Origin of the sequence: Spongiibacter sp. IMCC21906, assembly GCF_001010805.1 — a bacterium.
Classification (GTDB): Bacteria; Pseudomonadota; Gammaproteobacteria; order Pseudomonadales; family Spongiibacteraceae; genus Spongiibacter.
In genome coordinates, this window is the sequence record NZ_CP011477.1 from 294,697 (window position 1) to 315,666 (window position 20,970).

The following is a 20,970-nucleotide window of genomic DNA, read 5'->3' on the forward strand; positions in this document are numbered from 1 at the left end:
CCATGCTGCTCTCCGATCTATCGGTAAAACGACCGGTATTTGCTTCCGTCATCAGTCTGCTGCTGGTGGCCTTTGGTCTGCTTTCATTTGACCGCCTGCCGTTGAGAGAATACCCCGATATCGATCCCCCCATTGTCTCGATCACCACTGAATATGTTGGTGCCTCAGCCGAGGTGGTGGAGTCGCGGGTGACCCAAGCCATAGAAGAACGTATTTCTGGCATCGAAGGCATTAAAACCATCAGCTCCAGCAGCCAGGATGGATTCTCGTCTATCAATATAGAATTTGAGCTGGACCGGGATATTGATTCCGCCGCCAACGACGTCAGAGACCGGGTGTCCCGGGTAATGGGCAACCTTCCTGACGAAGCCGAAGCGCCCGAAGTACAAAAAGCCGATGCCGACGATCAAGTTATTGTCTGGTTCAACCTCACCTCCACTACCCTTGATCGATTGGAACTGGCCGACTACGCCAACCGCTATGTAGTGGATCGCTTCTCGGCAATAGACGGTGTAGCTCGAATTAGAGTGAGCGGTGGCCCCAACTACGCCATGCGCATCTGGCTGGACCGGGAAGCCATGGCGGCCAGAAACATCACCACCGGCGAAGTCGAAAATGCACTGCGCTCCCAAAACGTCGAATTGCCAGCGGGTACCCTCAAGTCCATCAACCGAGATTTTACGGTCAAAATTAAGCGCCAGTATCTCACTGAAGAGGACTTTTCTAATCTGGTGCTGCGCAAAGAAGACAGCGGCTACCTGCTAAGGCTGGGGGATATTGCCCGGGTGAGCCTTGGCGCCGAAGAATACCGCAATATGTTCAGGGGCAACGGCGTGCCCATGGTCGGCGTGGGTATTATTAAACAAAGTACCGCCAACACCCTAGCGGTGGCCGACGCCGTTAAAGCCGAAGCAGAGAATGTGCGGCGCTCACTGCCCAACGGCACCCAGCTGCGCTCCAGCTACGACAGTTCGGTGTTTATCAGCGGTGCCATTAGTGAGGTATACAGCACCTTGTTTATCGCCGCTGCCCTGGTTGTTATTGTTATTTTTATATTTTTGGGCGACTTCCGGGCAATGTTGATCCCGGCTATCACCGTGCCAGTATCACTGGTTGCCACCTTCACCGCGCTGTATGCATTGGGCTATACCATCAACTTGCTCACCTTGCTGGCACTCGTACTGGCAATTGGCTTAGTCGTAGACGACAGCATTGTCGTACTAGAAAACATTCATCGCAGACTAATCAACGGCGAGCCACCTTTAGTTGCCGCCTATCGAGGTGCCCGCCAAGTCGGCTTTGCGGTTATTGCCACCACCGCTGTACTGGTTGCGGTGTTCATTCCTATTAGCTTTTTGGAAGGCGATATAGGCCGATTATTTGGTGAGTTTGCTGTTGCCATGGCCGTCGCGGTTATTTTCTCCAGCATTGTTGCTCTCACCCTGACACCCATGCTGTGTTCAAAATTACTGAATCGGGATGCTATGCATGGCCGCTTGGCTAATTTTGTCGAAACACTACTCCACAATATGGAAAGCCGTTACCGCCGGACGCTTGAATCCAGCCTGAAAAGGCCCATTCTTTCAGGCAGTGTGCTGCTGATCATGGTTGGTCTCTGCGTATTTTTTCTACAAAAAGTGCCTTCTGAATTCGCCCCCACTGAAGACCGCGGGGTGATTTTTATGATCATCCGCGGGCCAGAGGGCTCATCGTTCAACTACACCACCGAGCAACTGCGAAAAATCGAAAGCCGTTTAATGCCCCTGGTAGACGAAGGAGAAGTTCGTCGCCTGCTGCTAAGAGCACCCGGCGGCCGGGGCGGCGCCGATGTTTATAATGAAGCGATCGGCATTGTGGTATTAGACGACTGGGCCAAACGGCGACCCAGTGGTGAAATTGTCGCCGACATTCGAAAACGCCTCGGCGGGTTCACTGGCCTCAGCGTCTTTCCGATACAACCTCAAGCATTGGGCGGCCACGGCTTTAACAAGCCCGTGGAGTTTGTATTAGGTGGCAGTAATTATGACGAGCTGGCCAAATGGCGAGATATTGTGCTGGAAGAGGCTAGAAAAAATCCCGGCCTGATTTCAGTAGACAGCGACTATCGTGAAACCAAGCCCCAGTTGTCGATTACCGTAAATCGAGATCGCGCAGCCACACTGGGCGTCTCTACCGAAGAAATCAACCGAACCCTGGAAACCCTATTGGGCTCACGTCGCGCCACCACCTTTATGATGGATGGCGAGGAGTACGACGTGATTTTAGAAGGCGAGTTAAGTAGCCAAAGAAGTCCGTCCGACCTGGAAAACATCTACGTCAGGGCAAACAGTGGTAGCCTCATCCCCCTGGCGAATTTAGTTACCCTGGAAGAACGAGGCGATGCCGCCGTGCTCAATCGCTTTAACCGTGTACGAGCCATCACCATTGAAGCCAGCCTTGCCGAAGGCTATTCACTGGGTGAGGCCTTAAGCTTCCTTGAACAGACCGTACAGGACAAAACCCCCGAAGCGGTCATCGACTACAAGGGCGAATCGCTGGACTACATGGACGCAGGAGGGACGGTATTGTTTACCTTCGCCCTTGCGCTACTGGTGGTGTATCTGGTGTTGGCCGCCCAATTTGAGAGCTTTATCCATCCACTGGTCATATTGCTAAGTGTGCCCTTGGCCGTCGCTGGCGCCTTGCTGGGACTGTATGTAACCGGCCAAAGCCTAAATATTTACAGCCAAATTGCCTTAATCATGCTTGTCGGACTAGCTGCTAAAAACGGGATTTTATTAGTGGAGTTTGCCAACCAGCTACGGGATCAAGGGGTCGCTTTTAACGAGGCTGTATTGCAGTCAGCACAACAGCGGCTACGCCCCATTGCCATGACCGCCATTACGACTGTTGCCGGGGCAGTGCCCTTGATTCTGGCTGCCGGCGCCGGCAGTGAGTCACGCATAGTAATTGGTATTGTGGTGATATTTGGCGTCTGCGCCGCCACGGTCTTCACTTTGTTTGTGATTCCCATGGCTTACCAACTCATGGCCCGCCACAGCAGCTCGCCAATGGCGCTGAGCAAAAAGCTGGACGATCAGCTAGCAGCCCACAAAGATAAAGAAGGCTCTTAAACCAACGGGCTCTCATCCTAAAAAACGCGTATTGCCAAGTAACTACGGGCTCTCGGCAATACGCGTTTTTAAGCGATTACGGCTCATGCTGAATTGAGGGTATCCACCAATGCAATTAAGTAATTGCTGAATTCGTCTAACAACCCCTACCGTTTATTAAAAGCTTCTTTTCAACTTAAAAAATACCCCGTCCCAAAGTATATACGCGGTATCACGATTTGATTTTATGAATGTTGAGCCGGGTGCTGTCCACGTCAATGGGCACCCCACTTGCACCACCTCTGCTAAATCCCCCTCGAGGCTTAATTCAGAAAAGCTGGCTCGATAACGCTTTTTGAAATCATCTTCCGTTAGTAATTCAACGCTAAAAACAGGGCCGCTGCACACCTCATTGCGAAAACGCACTAATGAAGAAGAGTACACGGCTTTAGAGCCAAACCACTCCCTAGCCTCATCCAAGCCCATTGCGCTAATACCGGGAAACGTTGCGTCTGATACTGTCCACTCCCCAACATACCAATATTTAGCACACCCCGACATAATCAGAGCCGATATGAATAAAAGGAGATGACGCATTTAAGAGCCTTATAAATCGCTTTTATGTGCAAGGTACTTTTAAGATTATTAAAAATATTTTGCCAATCTTATTTTTTGTTCAGCTACGTTTTCAGCTTCTGCTTCAAAGGTTTTGACAGCGCTCGCCCCTTAGCTTTTTCTATAAATTACACTGCGGCCGTTGGAATAGAGTGCTTCAAACCTGAAGGCCTAGACATAAAAAAACCGGGCATCAAGCCCGGTTTTTTTATCGTGCAGAGAGTGCTTACAGCAAGCCACCGATAACAGGGATGCCACCGCCTAGCAGACTGCCAATAACAGGGATACCGCCGCCAGACAGACCACCGATGACGGGAATACCGCCACCCAGCAAGCTGCCTACAACGGGAATACCGCCCCCACCTAGGCCACCAATGACAGGAATACCGCCGCCAAACAAACTACCCACTACAGGCAACGGGCTGCCATTCAAAAGACCGTCAACAACAGGGATGCCGTTGGGCAAGAAGGTGCCATTAGAAATGTCGCTGACAACAGGAATCCCATCAGCCAAAATATCGCCGCTTAGCAAAATGTCAAAAATAGGAAATCCAGGCGTGACCAAACTTCCGATCACGGGCAGTCCAGATGTCACATCTGATGCGATATTTCCTAATTGAGCACCGATATCACCCAATGGATTTGAACCGCCAGACAAAAGATCAAGCCCGGGTAGGCCGCCATTGAGAAGACTACCGATAACGGGAATACCACCACCAGACAGTAAATCAAGACCTGGTAAACCGCCGCTAGTTAGACTACCGATAACCGGGATGCCGCCATTGAGAAGACTACCGATAACGGGAATACCACCGCCAGACAGTAAATCAAGACCTGGTAAACCGCCACTAGTTAGACTACCGATAACCGGGATGCCACCACCAGACAGTAAATCAAGACCTGGTAAACCGCCGCTAGTTAGGCTGCCGATAACAGGGATACCGCCGCCAAGTAAATCACCACCCAGCAAGCCGCCTACAACAGGGATGCCGCCACCAAGTAAATCACCACCCAGCAAGCCGCCTACAACAGGGATGCCGCCACCAAGTAAATCACCACCCAGCAAGCCACCTACAACAGGGATGCCGCCACCAAGTAAGTCGCCACCCAGCAAGCCGCCTACAACAGGCAGCTGCGCTTGAGCAGATACTGCAGAGCCAGCCATTGCCAGGCCAGCCACCAAACCTTTCATTTTTGCATTCATTTTATAATTCCTTATGTTTTAAAACTCTATGGGGCCCACCAAAGTGGCTAACGTGCACCACAACCCCAGAATATCGAGAACTGTGCATTTTGCACACTTCTCTTGTTGGTTACAATATTGTCAATATGTATATTTGATAATTGTGAAGCCTGCCCGTCTCGGATGGTGAATGAAGGTCGCTGAAACGCATTTATTGCCAGCACTTTCAACGCCTTCGCAAAAAGCGTAAGTAATGAAAGAGATGCTCATGCAATAAACCGATTCGGCTTCCGTTTTTATTACCGGCTTTATTAAAAGCTGCTTTCTACCTTGATTCTGCATATCGCATCACCTACCGACAAGCAAACTCTGACATTAATGGTAAGTTTTGTGAAAACGGTCATGTTTAGCGGTGATTTTTTGCTAGCAAACACGATAAAAATGAACGACCACCGTGATCCACGATATCGAAGCAGGGGGAGGTAAAGAAAATCAAAGGTCTCAACCAGACAGTTGTTTAACTCGACTAAGGTCCACATCTAATAGCCGAACCTCGGTAAACAACCGGCAAGCATTCGTATATTCGGTTAATGCATCCGCAGCCAAAAGAATGGCGGCAGCGGTCCACGTTGGACGCTCTTCCGGCCACAGCAGCTCATCTACAAACTGATAGCCTGTCCAGTATTCACCCTCATCGCCACGCCATTGCTGCAGCCAGCTAAATAATTGCACCGCTCGGGCGTGATCGCCAGCTGCCAACAAGGCAAGACATAACTCGCAAGATTCGGCCACGGTCACCCAGGGCTGATCGGCAACGCAGCGGCACCCCAGTTCCGGTTCAACAAAGTCGTGCCAACGCCGCTGTAAATGCCGACCCGCCAGGGATGCGGGAATCACCCCGGTAAGAACAGGATAAAACCAGTCCATTGAAAAACGCGACTTGCTTTCCCAGGTTCTGTCAAAGCGCTGGGGTTTATGCAGCAAGGCTTTTGCTAAAGTCTCTCGTGCACTCCGCCAACTCGTTTGAGGTCGATCCAACACAACCGAGATATTAAAAGCACACTCCAAGCTCTTATATATAGAAGAACAACCGGTGCGTAAGGCGTCTTCCATGGCCTCGCCGTTCGCATCAACGGCCCAGTGGATATCGCCGTGGGAGGTTTGCAGGGACAACACAAATTCTGCGGCTGCATAGAGGCAAGGCCACATTTCCAGCAAAAATTCACGATTACCGGTCACTAAGTAATGGTGCCATAGGCCTGTGGCGATATACGCCACAAAGTTGGTTTCTCGACGTGGCTCAGCGACTGGCTCGGTGCCACCATAACTGGACCACCAGCTACCGTCGCTAAGCTGTTCTGATTGCAACCAGCGGTACGCCTTCTCGGCAGCGCTCCATTCACCGCCAATACTTAAACCCATAGCGGCCTCAACGTGGTCCCAAGGGTCAGTGTGCCCCCCGTCAAACCACGGAATAGCACCATTGCTCTGCTGGCTACGAAGCAAAAACTCGACACAAGGCCGAAAAAAATCGACTGGAAACAAGCCTCGACTCAGAAACAGACCGCTCATTGATTAAGTTCTTTTTGAAAATACATCACCACCGACTTACCCATTATCGGGTTTAAACCCTGCTCCATAACGTGGCTTAGTCGCGGTTTTTCCAGCAGATCCCAAACAAGAAATCGGTGGTAATGTCGAATCAGAAAATGCTCGTCTTGCTCCCACAGCAAACACTTCAACCACCAATACGGCGAGTGCAGTGCATGGGCCCAATGGCGACGATAAAATCGAAATCCCAATTGCTGAATATTTGCCTTGAGGTGGCGGGCATGAAAGATACGCAAATGGCCTCCCTCAACCTGGTGGTAGGCCTTGCTCAAGCGCCAGCATATTTTTTCTGGCCAGCGCCGAGGAACAGAAGCACAAAACAAACCACCAGGGCGCAACACCCGAGCGATCTCCTTTAAAACCCCTTGATAGTTATCGATATGCTCCAATACCTCAGAGCAGATCACCTTATCAAAACTATGGTCTGCAAAAGGCAGTTGCAAGGCGTTGGCATTACTAAGGCAAAACTGCCGGAGCGAAGTATCTGGATCGATAAAATCGGCAGCGCGTTGGGATGCCGTCTTTAGGTCTGCAAAATTCAGATCGACGCCGACCGCGGTCACTTCAGCTTCTACATAAGCAGCAATGACATGCCGCCCTTCGCCACAACCCAAGTCGAGTACCTTGTCACCGGGCTGAAGTTTGAAATAGCGAAAATCAACGGTTTTCACTATCGATAACCTTTGTGTACAAAACAGCCATCTCTTGGGCTGCACGCTGCCAAGAAAAATTATTTTCTATCCGGCGACGTCCCGCTGCTTCAAACGCCTGGCGCTTGGGAGCATCGTTTAACAAATCGGCCACCGCAGCGGCAATGGCTTTGCTGTCTTTAATGGGAACCCGCTCAGCAGCGTCGCCAACCACTTCGGGAAGGGCACCGCCTTCGCTAGAGACTACCGCAGTACCACAGGCCATTGCTTCTCCCGCTGGCAGGCCAAAACCTTCATAGACAGACGGCACAACGACCACCTCTGCCTCATTGTAATAATGCACCAGCTGCTCTGTGCTAATACCGCTAACACACTGGATGTGGCCGCCAATTCCCAACTCATTAATCAGGCGCTGACTTTCCCCGTCGGCCTTGGGTTTGCCTACCAGTAGCAGCGTTAACTCTGGGTAATGCGGCAGCAATTCAGCCATCGCCTCAAGCAAGTATTTCAGCCCTTTTAAGGGTTGATCTGCCGATACCGTAGCCATAATGCGATATGGTTTTTTAACAATTTCAGGAATCGGTCTAAAGACGTCGGTATCAATACCGCAATGCACCAGATGTATTGCTGACGGCTGAATATCGAAGGCGGCAGCAATGTCCTGCCGAGACCGCTCTGACACAGTGACGATGTGGTGCAATTTGGCCGCGACTTCGCGCTGCATATCGATAAAGCTATGCCAACGACGAATCAACATGCGTTCAGTACTATCTTTTGCCGCCGCCAAGGCAATACTCAAGTCGCTGCTGATGGGATGATGTACGGTAGTCACCAGAGGAATGCCTGCTTTTTGTAACGCCAAAATGCCGTAACTCAAGCATTGATTGTCATGAACAATATCGTAACGGCGACCATGATGCCGAAGATACTTATAAACCCGACGACCAAAGCAATAAGGTTCGCTGAAAGCCCCCGTTAACTTGCCGGTCCACTCCACAATATTGGTCCATGACCGTAAATGCCCCCAACGCAGTGAACCCAAGCCGGTTTCGTAAAGATTCATACCTGGCATTTTAATCAACCGAACACCGGGGTCTAATTCAGGGTAGGGCTGGCCAGAAATAACATCGACCTCATGCCCCGCTTCAAGCAAGGCTTTACTGAGGTATTTAAGATAGATTCCCTGACCACCACTATAGGGCGCACTGCGATAGCCCAATAAGCAAATTTTCAGTGCTGGGATACTGTTGTTATTGTGATGGACTGGCACCACCGGTGAAGTAACTGGCGTGGAAATCGCCGTCGCAGGGCTAGTCATATAGGCATATTACTGAAGGTTCCGCCGTGGTTGTCTGGCGCGCTAACTATTTTTGTTACAGGATTGTAACCAGCGGATAAACAGAAATCCACATCGCTACCGACAAACCCGTGCCGCTGGCCCTACAGCAACAGCGTGATACACTCGCGGCTGCCTTGCCAACACTCTGAGAACGCGTTTTATGCCGCAATGCTTTATACCTCAATGCTTCAAATTCAACCTCGGTTTAGCCGCGCTATGTATGGTGTTAATAACAGCCTGTGCCAGTAAACCCGCAGGGATACAAGACGAAGGGCTTAACGGTAAGTTATTTACCAACATTGTATCGGGCGATATTCGGCTATTTCGCTTTGTCGTAGACGTACCCGAACAATCGGTTAGGCCAATCACCCAAAGAAATCAGAGCGGCCAACGGCGCGAGGCGCTGCAAGACAGGGCCGAGTTGCACAAAAAACAGCTGGAAAATATTGAAAAGGCATTAAAAGATGAACAATCGCTAACGGAGTTCTGCCCGAACGGCTTTACCGTGATAGAACGCTATGCGGTACTGAATGAGTTGGTGATAAGAGGCGAGTGTCAATACAAATGAGGAGGCTCGAACGAGCCCCCTCGAACAAAAGCACTTAGCGAACGGGCGAACACCACTGGGGATATTGCTCTCGGCAGCCTTTAACTTGATCAAAGTACATGCTTTGCAGCTGAGTGGTAATCGGGCCGCGCTTGCCCTCTCCAATCATCCGGCCATCCAGTTCACGAATCGGTAACACCTCTGCCGCCGTTCCAGTAAAAAAGGCCTCATCTGCCACATAAACCTCGTCCCGCGTAATACGTTTTTCACGCAGCTCAATTCCCAACTCCTGGCAGAAGTTAAAAATGGTATTACGGGTAATACCATCCAAACAGCTGGTCAGTTCTGGGGTATACACAACATTGTCGCGAATAATAAAGACGTTCTCGCCGCTGCCCTCAGCAACATAGCCTTCGTTATCCAGCAACAGTGCTTCTTCACAGCCGCTATCCAATGCTTCCCGCAATGCCAACATCGAGTTGATGTAATGACCATTGGCCTTGGCTTTACACATGGAAATATTAACGTGGTGGCGCGTGTAGCTGCTGCAACGCACTTTAATGCCCAAGTCTCTGGCTTCTGGGCTCATATAGCTTGGCCAATCCCATGCTGCCACAATCACGTGGGTTTGCAGATTGTCGGCACGCAGCCCCATACCTTCTGAGCCGTAAAACACCATTGGCCGCAGATAGGCTTCTTCTAGGTCGTTCTCTCGAACCACCGCCCGCTGGGCTTGGTTAAGCTCTTCTTTGCTGAAGGTCATAGGCATGTTCATAATATGCGCAGACCGAAACAGGCGGTCAGTATGCTCTTGCAAGCGGAAAATGCAGGTGCCGCGGTCACGGGTTTTATACGCTCGTACGCCCTCAAATACACCCATGCCATAATGCAGAGTGTGGGTGAGTACGTGAACCTTGGCATCACGCCAAGGCACCATTTCGCCGTCAAACCAGATCAGGCCATCGCGATCAGCCATGGACATGTTTTTTTACTCCTAATACGCAAACGCTAACAACGCGGCCTTTTTACCGGCGCTTAAGCTCACGGTAGGCAACGTTTACTCAAAGACTGGGTTCCATCAACGAATGCCAGAGGCGGACAACCGCTGCCCGTTGTTCAGGCAGCGCGGAGGCAGCAACACGGCCTTTTTGTTCTTGCAAACTAAGGCGGTGTGCCTGACTGCGGAACGCTTTGTAAGCGTCGATCAAAGCCTGCGCATCTGCATCTGAAATTAGCTTCTCGGTTTGGAGCGATTCCAGTATGCGAATGTTGTCAGTAAATTCGGCGAGCGGCGGGTGCTGATGGGCCCACGTTAAAACCGCGTATTGCACCATAAATTCGATGTCGACGATACCTCCAGGACTCTGTTTCAAATCAAATCCCGTGTTTTTTTCTTTATCTCCGGCAGGCAACAGGTGTTTGCGCATTTTCTCGCGCATGGCCACCACCTCTGTTCTCAGCTTTTGGGCGTTGCGGTCCCGGCCCAGCACCTCCTGCCGAAGAGCCTCAAAGCGCGCTGCCAACTGAGAATCACCAGCGGTCACTCTTGCCCTGACCAGGGCCTGATGCTCCCAGGTCCAGGCCTGATTGTCTTGATACTCTTTAAACCCTTTAAAAGAACTCACCAGCAAACCGGAGTTACCCGAAGGTCTTAGCCGCATATCCACTTCATAAAGGTTACCCATCCGAGTATGGGCGGTCAGAATATGAATAATGCGCTGCCCCAGGCGAGTAAAGTAAGTGCCGCTGTCCAAGGGTTTGTCACCGTCACTCACCGCGCCACTGTCGACGTCGTGGAGAAACACCAAGTCCAGGTCGGAGCCATAACCCAGCTCAATGCCCCCCAACTTGCCATAGCCAATCACCACAAAATGGCGCCGATCATCTGCGGACAGTACACCGTGTTTTTCGCTGAGATTCTGCCAGGCAATATCCAACACTGCCTCTAACACCACTTCGGCTATATAAGTAAGGTAATCACTGACCTTCATCAACGGCAGGCTACCCGTCACCTCTGACGCCGCCACGCGCAGCACATGGGCCAAGCGAAAATAACGCAGCGCTTCCATTTGCGCTTCAAGATCGTCTTCATCAATACGCAGCAATCGCTGACGCAACTCGCTGCGGAGGCCGTCTTTTTTGGGTAAATGAAACAAGCTGCGAGCATCCAGCAATTCATCCAACAGCACCGGGTTAGCCGCGAGCTGGCGAGAAATCCATGGACTGGCATCACAAAGCTGAACCAGCCGCGCCAAAGCGCCGGGATTTTCCATCAGCAACACAAGATAGGCGGTACGCCGCAAGACTGCCTCTATTAAGGGAATAATCCGCAGCAGGGCTGTCGCCGGGTGCTCAGCTGCCCTCAGGGCTTCTAATAAAAGCGGCATAAAATCGTCGAGCCGGTCTTTGCTGCTGGGCTGCATACGCTGCACCGCAGCGCCATTTAACAGAGCGATTAACAACCGGGCTGCTTCTTGACCATCATCAAAATCTGCCGATTCTAAAGCTACCTTCAGCTCGTTCTGCTCTGGCTCATCCAACACTGAACGCCATTGCCGAAGCTCATCTTGGCTAGCGGAGTCATCCTCTTCAGGTGGAGAAATTAATTGAGAGAAGTGGTTTGCAACCCGCTGACGATGCTCCTCCAGACTGTCAACAAAGCCTGTCCAGTCTGTAAAACCCATGGCAAAAGCCAGGGCCGCACGGACATCATCAGCCGTCGGCAATTGCTGTGTTTGCTGATCTCGCCAAGCCTGAATCGCGTGCTCGGTATTGCGTAAAAAGCGGTAGGCATCTCGAAGCTCGGCCACTGCTGCTGCGGGCAAAAACTCCCCGGTTAATAAATGCTGTAGAACCTGCTGCAACCCCCGAGCCTGTAACTCTATCTCTTGGCCACCGCGAATAAGCTGAAAACACTGGGCGATAAATTCAATTTCTCGAATGCCCCCAGACCCCAGCTTGATGTTGTCTTTTAAGCCCCGGCGCTGCACCTCTCGCTGAATCATGCCCTTCATATCTCGTAGTGATTCAAAGGCAGAGAAGTCCAAATAACGACGATAGATAAAGGGCCGCAAGTTGGCCATGAGCGTCTCACCCGCCGCAGCATCCCCGGCAATCACTCGGGCTTTGATCAGGGCATAACGCTCCCAATCTCGACCTTGATCCTGGTAGTACTCTTCCAGCGCATCGGCACTGACCACTAAGGGGCCACTCTGCCCATACGGCCGCAGACGCATATCTACCCGAAAGACAAACCCATCGGGGGTAGGCGCATCCAAGGCTTTAATAAGCCGCTGGCCCAAGCGGATAAAAAACTCCTGATTATCGCCGCTGCGCTTGCCGCCAGAGGTTTGCCCAGCTTTGGGGTAGGTGAAAATCAAATCGATATCTGACGACAGGTTCAACTCGCCCGCACCCAACTTACCCATGGCGATGACCAGCAAGCGTTGTGGCTCACCGTCGCGTGATAAAGGCTGCCCCCAATCTTTAACTAATTCATCGTGATGATAGTCTGTGGCAACCTGCACACAGGCATCGGCAAGATGGGATAAATCTGCAACCGTCTCCTCCAGCTCTGCCAGCCGGTTCAGATCTCGCCACACCACCCTCACCCAATGCCTGTTGCGAAATGCCCGCAGCAGCGAGGCAAACTCCTCTGCCGACGCGGCAGATGCACAATACCTGGCTAAGGATTCACCCCAAAAAGTATGATCCAGCCGTTGGTCTAATTCACCACTTTCAACCAGCATAGGGAGCAAATCAGGCTGACGAACGCAGTAATCCATTAACGCCGGGCTACAAGAAAAGGCCCGTAGCAACTCACCCCTGCGAGAAGACTGGGCAAACTCCCGATACCATTGTTGCTGGCTGGGTTCGCTCCGTTCCATTAAGGTCAACCAGCGATTATCCACTTCGCCATGCAAGCTCGCTGGCAGCTCAGTGTCGCTAATATTCAAAGATTCCGGGGCGCTTTGCTGTTTTTTCACATTATTCTCACTTTTCCCGATTTCACTGCCCTCACACCGAGTCCGGCTATCGAGGGATAACTAATCTATAGATGCACGACTCACCAAGAGCGGAGCATAGCGATAAATCTCCACCTCTAGTTTTGTACCGGCGGAGCCACACGCAGCACTTCGGCAACCGTTGTTTCACCCCTGGCCACTTTTTGGGCACCGCTCAAACGCAATGTGCGCATGCCATTTTTCATTGCACTCCGCCGCAACTCATCCAAGCCCATGCCATCAACTACCGCGCTTTGCACCCCACCATCTATTGCTAGAATTTCATAAATGCCCTGACGGCCATAAAAACCGGTATTGCGACATTCTAAGCAACCTGGCGCCTCATAAAACTGCTGGGGCGGCGGCGCTTTCCATGGCGCGGTCAACGCAGTCCACGCACCTTCATCTACCTCACAAGGGGTTTTACAGTGGGGACAGAGGGTACGCACCAAGCGCTGGGCCATGACGCCCAATACCGTCGCACGAATTAAATATGCTGGCACCCCCAGCTCGGTTAATCGTGTCACTGCAGACGGTGCATCATTAGTGTGTAGCGTAGACAGCACAAGATGGCCGGTTAATGCCGCTTGGACGGCCATTTCTGCCGTTTCTACATCGCGGATTTCACCGATCATGATGATGTCCGGGTCTTGGCGCAGCAAGGCCCGCACCCCTCGGGCAAAATCCAGATTAATGTTGTGCTGAACCTGCATTTGGTTAAAGGCGTCTTCCACCATTTCGATGGGGTCTTCAATGGTGCAAACATTCACTTCACTGCTGGCGATTTGTTTGAGGCTTGAATACAAGGTCGTGGTTTTACCCGAACCTGTTGGCCCCGTAACGAGAACAATACCGTGGGGAGCCCGAATCATGTTTTGCCAGCGATTAAGGTCCTCGCCCCGCAGCCCCAGCTCATCAAAACTGCGCAACAGCACTTCTGGATCAAAAATCCGCATTACCATTTTTTCGCCAAACGCGGTGGGCAAGGTGGACAGGCGCAGCTCAATCTCTTCGCCCACAGGGTTTTTGGTTTTCAGGCGGCCATCCTGGGGCCGACGCTTTTCTGCCACATCCATACGCCCCAATATCTTCAGGCGACTCACCACCGCGGTCAGCACTGCGGCGGGCAGTTCGTAGACATTGTAGAGCACGCCATCTATCCGAAAGCGGACATTGCCCTGATCACGCCTAGGCTCAATATGAATGTCGCTGGCCCGCTGGTCATACGCATATTGCAGCAGCCAGTCGACAATATTCACCACGTGACCATCGTTGGCGTCTAAGTCTTTAAGGTTGCTGATTTCCAGCAACTGCTCCAAATTTCCTGAACCCTTGCCACTAGTCCGGGCGCTGCCGTTGGCGCTGCGCACCGAGCGAGCAAGACTGTAAAACTCCACAGTGTAGCGATCAATATCCTCCGGGTCGGCGAGTACCCGGCGAATAGGTTTGTGTAAAATCTGCTGCAGGTCGGCTTCCCAGCCTTTTACAAAGGGCTCGGCTCCCGCCACCACAACCTCTTTATCAGTGACCGCCACCGCCAATATCCGATGCCGTTGGGCAAAAGCAAAAGACATGACTGATGTCACCGCAGTGACATCTATTTTTAAAGGGTCTATACGCAGGGTTTGCTGACCACAGTGGCTAGATAGGTTGTTCAGCAACACATCTACCGTCAAATGTCGCCCCGTCTGCCGGGCATCGGGAATCTGCTGTTTCGCTAAATGGTTGACGGGATGCAGGTATTTATCCCCTCGACGCTCTGGCTCCAGCCGAACCGCCTTAGCTGCTTCAGCATCGATCAAGCCATCGGCTACCAGCTGGCTCAGCAACACACCGGTATCTAACAGTTCTTTATTGTTCATTTGGCCGAGCATCATATTTCTGCCATATAACGAGGTTAGTATCCCCATTATGACAATTGCAGCACCAACTCGGCTAGGCCGATGACGTTGACTGACAACATTGATTTTATCTCGGCAAAAACTGGTGACAGGCCAATGGGGCACCTATAATCCCCCGACTGACCACTATCGATGACAGGAGCCGTCTTGTGCCATTAAATCGACTGAACAACCTGTTCGGAAAATCCCCTTTTGGTCCCATCCAGGACCATATGCTTGTCGTTCACCAGTGCGCCCAAACTCTTCCGGCTTTTTTCGAGGCGGTATTAGCTGATGATTGGGATGCCGCGGCCCTTCAGCACAAAGAGATTGTCGAGCTGGAAAATAGAGCCGACGACTTAAAGAAGAATATTCGCCTACAGCTTCCCAATAACTTCTTCTTGCCGGTTCCTCGTTCCGACCTGCTCGACTTGGTTGCCATGCAAGACCGTATCGCCAACAGCGCCAAAGATATAGCGGGCCTGACGATAGGCCGACGCATGAGTATTCCGTCCGTCTTGGCCGACAGCATGAAAGAATTTATTGAGCAAACAGTGGCGACCTCAAAACAAGCGCAGGCCGCTATAGAAGAGCTGGACGAGTTACTCGAAACCGGATTTCGCGGCCCCGAGGTCAAATTTGTCGAAAAGCTAATCGAAGAGCTGGATGACCTGGAACATAAAACCGACCAGTCCCAGATCAGTATCCGCTCCACCTTGTTCAAGGTTGAAAAAGATCTGCCACCGGTAGACGTAATGTTTTTCTACCAAGTTATCGATCTAATCGGCGAGTTGGCAGACCGTGCGCAGAAAATTGGCGCCAGACTGCAAATTATCATTGCACGTTAGAGCTAACTAAAGCCTAGCGGTAATTTCGTTATAAGGATCTTTCATGGATATCATTGCTGAGCACGGGCAACTCTTGCTCATATTGGCCTGCCTTTTCGGCTTTTTTATGGCTTGGGGTGTCGGCGCTAACGATGTTGCCAATGCCATGGGCACATCAGTGGGCGCCAAAGCCCTTACCATCAAACAGGCAATTTTGATTGCAATGCTGTTTGAATTTTGCGGCGCTTACTTGGCTGGTGGTGAAGTCACTGACACCATTCGCAAAGGCATCATCGACCCCGCTATTATTCAAGACACGCCTGGGCTACTCGTTTTCGGGATGCTTTCAGCCCTGCTCGCAGCAGGTACCTGGTTATTTGTTGCCAGCTTAATGGGCTGGCCGGTCTCTACCACCCACTCCATTGTCGGTGCCCTGGTCGGTTTTGCTGCGGTAGGCATTGATGTCAACGCTGTTGCCTGGGGCAAAGTTGGCCAAATTGTGGCCAGCTGGGTGGTGTCTCCGGTTTTGGCGGGCACCTTGTCTTTCGGCTTATTTATGAGTGCTCAACACTTTATTCTTAGTGCCGAAAAACCTTTTGAGGCCGCCAAAAAATACATTCCCTTCTACCTGTTTCTGGTCGGTTTTATGATCTCCATGGTCACCATGACCAAAGGTCTAAAACATATTGGTTTGGGCCTCAGCTTCGGTGAATGTATTTTAGCCTCACTGGTAGTCGGCCTTGTCGTCACCGGGATTGGCCAGTTGTTTTTGCGCAGAATTAAAGATGAAAGCAGCAGTGATGACCGCTTCCGTTTTGCCAGTGTCGAGCGGGTCTTTGCCGTATTAATGGTATTCACCGCCTGCGCCATGGCTTTCGCCCACGGCTCCAACGATGTGGCCAATGCTATCGGTCCGGTAGCGGCAGTGGTTAGCGTTATCCAGTCTGGCGGTGAAATCGCTGCTAAATCTGCTCTACCGTGGTGGATATTGATATTAGGGGCAGGCGGTATCGTTTTTGGTCTAGCTACCTATGGGTTTAAAGTTATCGCCACCGTCGGCACCAAAATCACCGAGTTAACGCCAAGCCGTGGTTTTGCCGCTGAAATGGGCGCGGCCTCTACGGTGGTACTGGCTTCGGCAACCGGCTTACCCGTATCCACCACCCACACCCTGGTCGGCGCGGTATTAGGCGTTGGCCTGGCACGAGGAATTGGCGCCCTCAATTTAAGTGTTATCCGCAATATCTTTATGTCGTGGATCATCACCCTGCCAGCGGGTGCCGGTTTAGCCATCGTGTTCTTCTTTATCTTCAAAGCCTTTTTAGGCTAAGTCTCTACTCTTAAGCTCAATCTAAACTCCCCCATCCTGCCACCATAAAACAGTGGTGGCAGGATGAATCGCGCCAATCTTGGCGCTACAATAGCCGCCCACACCTCCAGCGGCCGCCCATAATGTCCACCCCCTCGCTTATCAAAATGATCTCCCAGTTAGTTGGCACTCCGTCGGTCAGCTCTACCATGCCCAGCCGAGATATGGGAAATCGCCCGGTGATTGATGCATTGGCAAACTGGTTAGAGCCATTAGGTTTTGACGTAAAAGTCATGCCTCTCAAAACCCAGCCCCACAAGGCGAATTTAATCGCCACGCTGGGCACTGGCACTGGCGGGCTGGTGCTAGCCGGACACACTGATACTGTTCCCTGCGATGACGCACTGTGGCAAAGCGACCCCTTTGCACTAACAGAGCGAGATAACCGTTTATACGGTTTAGGCAGCGCCGACATGAAGGGCTTTTTTGCTATTGCAATAGAAGCCATAAAACCGCTGCTTGATAGCAAACTTAAGGCACCGGTTATTATTTTGGCCACCGCCGACGAAGAAAGCAGCATGGATGGTGCTAGAGCACTAGTAAAAGACGATTTATTGGGCGCTCGCTACGCTATTGTTGGTGAACCCACCGGCCTAAAACCCATCTATGCCCATAAAGGCATAATGATGGAAAGCATCGTCATTGAAGGCCGCTCAGGACACAGCTCCAACCCGCTGTTAGGCAACAACGCGATGGAAGCAATGCATGAGGTCATCACGGAGCTACTTACTTTACGAGGTGAGCTACAAGCCAAATACCAACATCCCGGCTTCGCCTACCCCACCCCCACACTGAACCTGGGTTGCATTCATGGCGGCGACAACCCCAATCGAATTTGTGGTCGCTGCGAGTTACATTTTGACCTACGCACCATTCCCGGTATGGGCAACGAGGAAATGCGTGAAAAAATCAGCGCCAAACTCAGAGAAGTCGCCCTGCGTCGACAAATCAATATTGGCATTAACGCCTTAATGCCCGGCATTGATGCCTTTGAACAACCGCTGCACTCCGAGCTGGTAACCGGCGTACAAGAACTGACCAAAACCGAGCCCGAAACCGTTAGCTTCTGCACCGAGGCCCCCTTTTTCCAAAAACTCGGGCTGCAAACCCTCGTTATGGGCCCCGGCCACATTGATCAAGCGCATCAGCCAGATGAGTTTATGCCGCTAGAACACATCAAACCCAGCATCGCCTTGCTTCAACAACTCATAAAACGATACTGCCTTGCGTAATACCCTACCCAAGTTACTTATCGTTAGTAGCAGCAATTAAGCAGGGTAAGAGATTTATAATAAAATGTATTATTTCCTGATATCTTCTTGAAATGTGAGCCACTTCAAGCTAAAAGTTACAGTGTAGGCGACCCAATAAGAATCTAATAAAAATTGTTAGAAGCATATTTACCGTCGTCTCTGGATCAGAGACAAAACTGCAGTCTCCATCCCAATAAAACAAGAATACCTACCTCAGGTAGGACGGCTTCCTGTTGTTCCGTTTTAAGCCAAGGTAGGCACGGCGCTGGTTTTAGCGCTATTTACTAGGAGTAGTAAAATGATAAACAAACCCGCATTTCGCAAAATGATCCTACCCATAGCCATTGCAGCTTCCCTTACCGCGTGCGGTGGTGGCGGAGGCGGTGGTGGCGGCAGCTCTGCACCAAGCGGTAGCGTTACCGGTAGCAGCTCTAAGGGGATTATTATTGGCGGCATTGTTAATGCCTACGGCCTGACAGAAACTGGCGAAGTCGATAGAGACACACCACTAGCCGAGCCAGCAACTACAGCTGATGATGGTAGCTACGCCTTGTCACTAAATGATGACTATGTCGCTGGCTCAGCAATTTACATTGAAATCACTGCTGAAGACGGCACCGTAATGAAATGCGACTTGCAGCAATGTAGCGAAGGGGTCGTTTTTGGCGACACATACCCGCTGGCCAGCGATTTTAAAATGTCTGCTGTGGCACCCAGCGCCAGCGGTGACAGCATTTCGGTTAATGTCACCCCTCTCACAGATATTGCCGCCCGCCTCACTAAACAAAAAGTCGTCTCAGGCGCCCGGGCCTCCGACGCGGCCGCAGCCTCAAACTCACAAATTGCCGACAGATTTAAACTGACCGGCGGCCTGATAGGCCAGCCCATAGTGGATATCACCTCTGCCGACGCCGTAAACGGTGCTACCAAAGCTGCGCTTGAATACAACTTGAAAGCTGCAGGTGCAGTCGCCGCGGCACTGGCAGCCAATAGCGGCGCTACCGTTGAAGAAGCGCTGGAAAGCTTCGCTACACAATATGCTGACACGGGTATTGCTGACCGGGAAGCCGAAGCCGCTGATAGTGTCAGCTTGGAAGAGCTGCTGGAACAATCTCTAGCCATTTTGGGTGAAGTTCAGGGTCTTGAAGGCATCGATAACTCGGAAGAGAGTGCGCTTGCCCAAACCAATACCAGCATTCAAAATTCCGAAGCCACTGCATCTGAAAGTGAAAATACTGAACCAACACAAGGTGATATAGACCCAGATGCTGGCAGCGCGGGGGTTGTGGCAGCGAAACTATTTGTAAAACAAATAAGAGATTTGGCAACCGCCACCACAATTGGCACCAAGCAACAGGCCTTTGCTGATGAAGTTGAGCTCGCCTCCGATGCGATTTCCGGTGATGCTAACGCTGTTGCAGAGGCAATGGGCCTGGCACTCAACGCTATTGCCGTTGCCGCGGGTCAATATGAAGATGCTGATGAAGGCCAGGAACCAAGCAGCGCCACCACCGATGGCATCACAGTAAGCATTAGCGAAAGCAACGGCGCGGTTACCTACAATATCGACCAAGATGTCACCATTGCTGATACTACCGTTGTCGCCTTGGACTTTACTGCGGTTAATGCCAATGACATTAGCTTTGAAGAAACCGAAGATGAAGACGGCGACTCAACTTTTGACGGCAACGCCACAATTGACATGTCTTTAACTGGCAGTGCTGCCAGCTCAGGCGTATCACTGGCAATTTCTGAAGGTTCTCTCTCTGGCTCAATTACTATTGATGAGAATGCCACCGTTAACCAAGATGACGAAGACGGCTTCGATGAAGATTTTGATGGCAACATTAACATCGCCAATATTAATGCCGATTTAGAAGTTGTTTTAACTCAACTCGGAGGTGATAACCCGGTTACCTTCACTGGCAATTTTGGTTTTGAGCTTGACGCACTGTCTGCTACCGAAGATGGGAATTACGCTGACAATAACAACGGCGTATTTGAAGAAAGCTACACCGAAGTCCTGTCGCTTGATAATGCTGTGCTTAGCTTGTCAGGTGCATTCAGTAATGAAAGCGGTGACTCCTCACTCAGCGCATCACTAACAGCGATGCTAGGAAATGTCTCTGAAACCTGTGTGATAACGGATGAAGGCAATTACAACACGAACCAGTTTAGTTACTCCGAAGAATGCACCGACGAAACGGAGCAGGATTTCGCAACGGCTAATCTCTCTATTAACTTCGCCTTAGATGTACCCGGTGTAGACGAAGATGTATCGGTTGACTTTGATGCCAGTCGCACAGGGCTAGAAACTGGAGAAGGTACTATCCAGCTCAGCTACAACGGTATGCAGCTGAACCTCGCTTACGAGGGTGGCGACTCTGTAACCTTAAGCAATCAAAACAATGTTGTGCTGACATTGACGGAAGCAGAAGATGAAAGTATCTCTGGCGCAATCACTCAAAACGATGTTGAGTACGCCACTGTCTCTAATGAATCCGGCACCATTATTGTTCGCTACACTGACGGCAGTTTTGAAAGCGCGATGTAAGCAACCACTGTAGCTTGCTATGACCCAAGGGGAGGCAATGCCTCCC

The 20,970-nt window shown here is 51.2% G+C and carries 13 protein-coding genes; 6 read left to right on the top strand and 7 right to left on the bottom strand.

The window, feature by feature from the left end; all coding sequences use genetic code 11:
* The first annotated feature begins 2 nt into the window (after positions 1-2).
* Complete coding sequence (locus IMCC21906_RS01335; RefSeq protein WP_047010660.1) at positions 3-3,113, top strand: efflux RND transporter permease subunit; 3,111 nt, start codon at positions 3-5, stop codon at positions 3,111-3,113.
* An 820-nt stretch (positions 3,114-3,933) separates the two neighbouring features.
* On the opposite strand, the gene IMCC21906_RS01345 is transcribed toward IMCC21906_RS01335, so the two are convergent.
* The 4 genes from IMCC21906_RS01345 to IMCC21906_RS01360 all read right to left on the bottom strand — a co-directional run bounded on the left by IMCC21906_RS01345 (position 3,934) and on the right by IMCC21906_RS01360 (position 8,469).
* Complete coding sequence (locus IMCC21906_RS01345) at positions 3,934-4,911, bottom strand: hypothetical protein (RefSeq protein WP_047010662.1); 978 nt, start codon at positions 4,909-4,911, stop codon at positions 3,934-3,936.
* 480 nt (positions 4,912-5,391) lie between these two features.
* Positions 5,392-6,462, bottom strand: a complete 1,071-nt coding sequence (locus IMCC21906_RS01350) for a prenyltransferase (RefSeq protein ID WP_047010663.1) — start codon at positions 6,460-6,462, stop codon at positions 5,392-5,394.
* Positions 6,459-7,172 (bottom strand): class I SAM-dependent methyltransferase, encoded by a 714-nt coding sequence (locus IMCC21906_RS01355; RefSeq protein ID WP_047010664.1) that lies wholly within the window; start codon positions 7,170-7,172, stop codon positions 6,459-6,461. Before IMCC21906_RS01355 ends, IMCC21906_RS01350 begins: the two co-directional genes overlap by 4 nt.
* Entirely contained in the window at positions 7,159-8,469 is a 1,311-nt protein-coding gene (locus tag IMCC21906_RS01360; RefSeq protein ID WP_052763301.1) for a glycosyltransferase family 4 protein, read from the bottom strand. Before IMCC21906_RS01360 ends, IMCC21906_RS01355 begins: the two co-directional genes overlap by 14 nt.
* 241 nt (positions 8,470-8,710) lie before the next feature.
* Here IMCC21906_RS01360 and IMCC21906_RS01365 point away from each other — a divergent pair, with 241 nt between their 5' ends.
* A complete protein-coding gene (locus tag IMCC21906_RS01365) occupies positions 8,711-9,058 on the top strand; it encodes a hypothetical protein (protein WP_047010665.1) in 348 nt (115 codons plus the stop codon).
* A gap of 34 nt (positions 9,059-9,092) precedes the next feature.
* Here the strand turns inward: IMCC21906_RS01365 and IMCC21906_RS01370 are convergent, their stop codons facing one another.
* From IMCC21906_RS01370 to IMCC21906_RS01380, 3 genes are all read right to left on the bottom strand, one after another.
* The gene (locus IMCC21906_RS01370; protein WP_047010666.1) at positions 9,093-10,019 is read right to left on the bottom strand and encodes a branched-chain amino acid transaminase; all 927 of its coding nucleotides are present in this window, start codon (positions 10,017-10,019) and stop codon (positions 9,093-9,095) included.
* A gap of 79 nt (positions 10,020-10,098) precedes the next feature.
* On the bottom strand, positions 10,099-13,023 hold the full coding sequence (gene glnE, locus IMCC21906_RS01375) for a bifunctional [glutamate--ammonia ligase]-adenylyl-L-tyrosine phosphorylase/[glutamate--ammonia-ligase] adenylyltransferase (RefSeq protein WP_047010667.1): 2,925 nt from the start codon (positions 13,021-13,023) through the stop codon (positions 10,099-10,101).
* A gap of 116 nt (positions 13,024-13,139) precedes the next feature.
* Positions 13,140-14,903, bottom strand: coding sequence for a GspE/PulE family protein (locus tag IMCC21906_RS01380; RefSeq protein WP_231580298.1), 1,764 nt, complete (start codon positions 14,901-14,903; stop codon positions 13,140-13,142).
* 188 nt (positions 14,904-15,091) lie between these two features.
* Here IMCC21906_RS01380 and IMCC21906_RS01385 point away from each other — a divergent pair, with 188 nt between their 5' ends.
* From IMCC21906_RS01385 to IMCC21906_RS01400, 4 genes are all read left to right on the top strand, one after another.
* Positions 15,092-15,769 carry a TIGR00153 family protein gene (locus IMCC21906_RS01385; protein ID WP_047010669.1) on the top strand — a complete coding sequence of 226 codons (678 nt, stop codon included), beginning with the start codon at positions 15,092-15,094 and terminating at the stop codon, positions 15,767-15,769.
* A gap of 43 nt (positions 15,770-15,812) precedes the next feature.
* The gene (locus IMCC21906_RS01390; RefSeq protein ID WP_047010670.1) at positions 15,813-17,078 is read left to right on the top strand and encodes an inorganic phosphate transporter; all 1,266 of its coding nucleotides are present in this window, start codon (positions 15,813-15,815) and stop codon (positions 17,076-17,078) included.
* 122 nt (positions 17,079-17,200) lie between these two features.
* Positions 17,201-18,349 carry an acetylornithine deacetylase gene (gene argE / locus IMCC21906_RS01395; protein WP_047010671.1) on the top strand — a complete coding sequence of 383 codons (1,149 nt, stop codon included), beginning with the start codon at positions 17,201-17,203 and terminating at the stop codon, positions 18,347-18,349.
* Between the two features lie 319 nt (positions 18,350-18,668).
* Positions 18,669-20,924, top strand: a complete 2,256-nt coding sequence (locus IMCC21906_RS01400) for a hypothetical protein (RefSeq protein ID WP_047010672.1) — start codon at positions 18,669-18,671, stop codon at positions 20,922-20,924.
* The last annotated feature ends 46 nt before the right edge of the window (positions 20,925-20,970 follow it).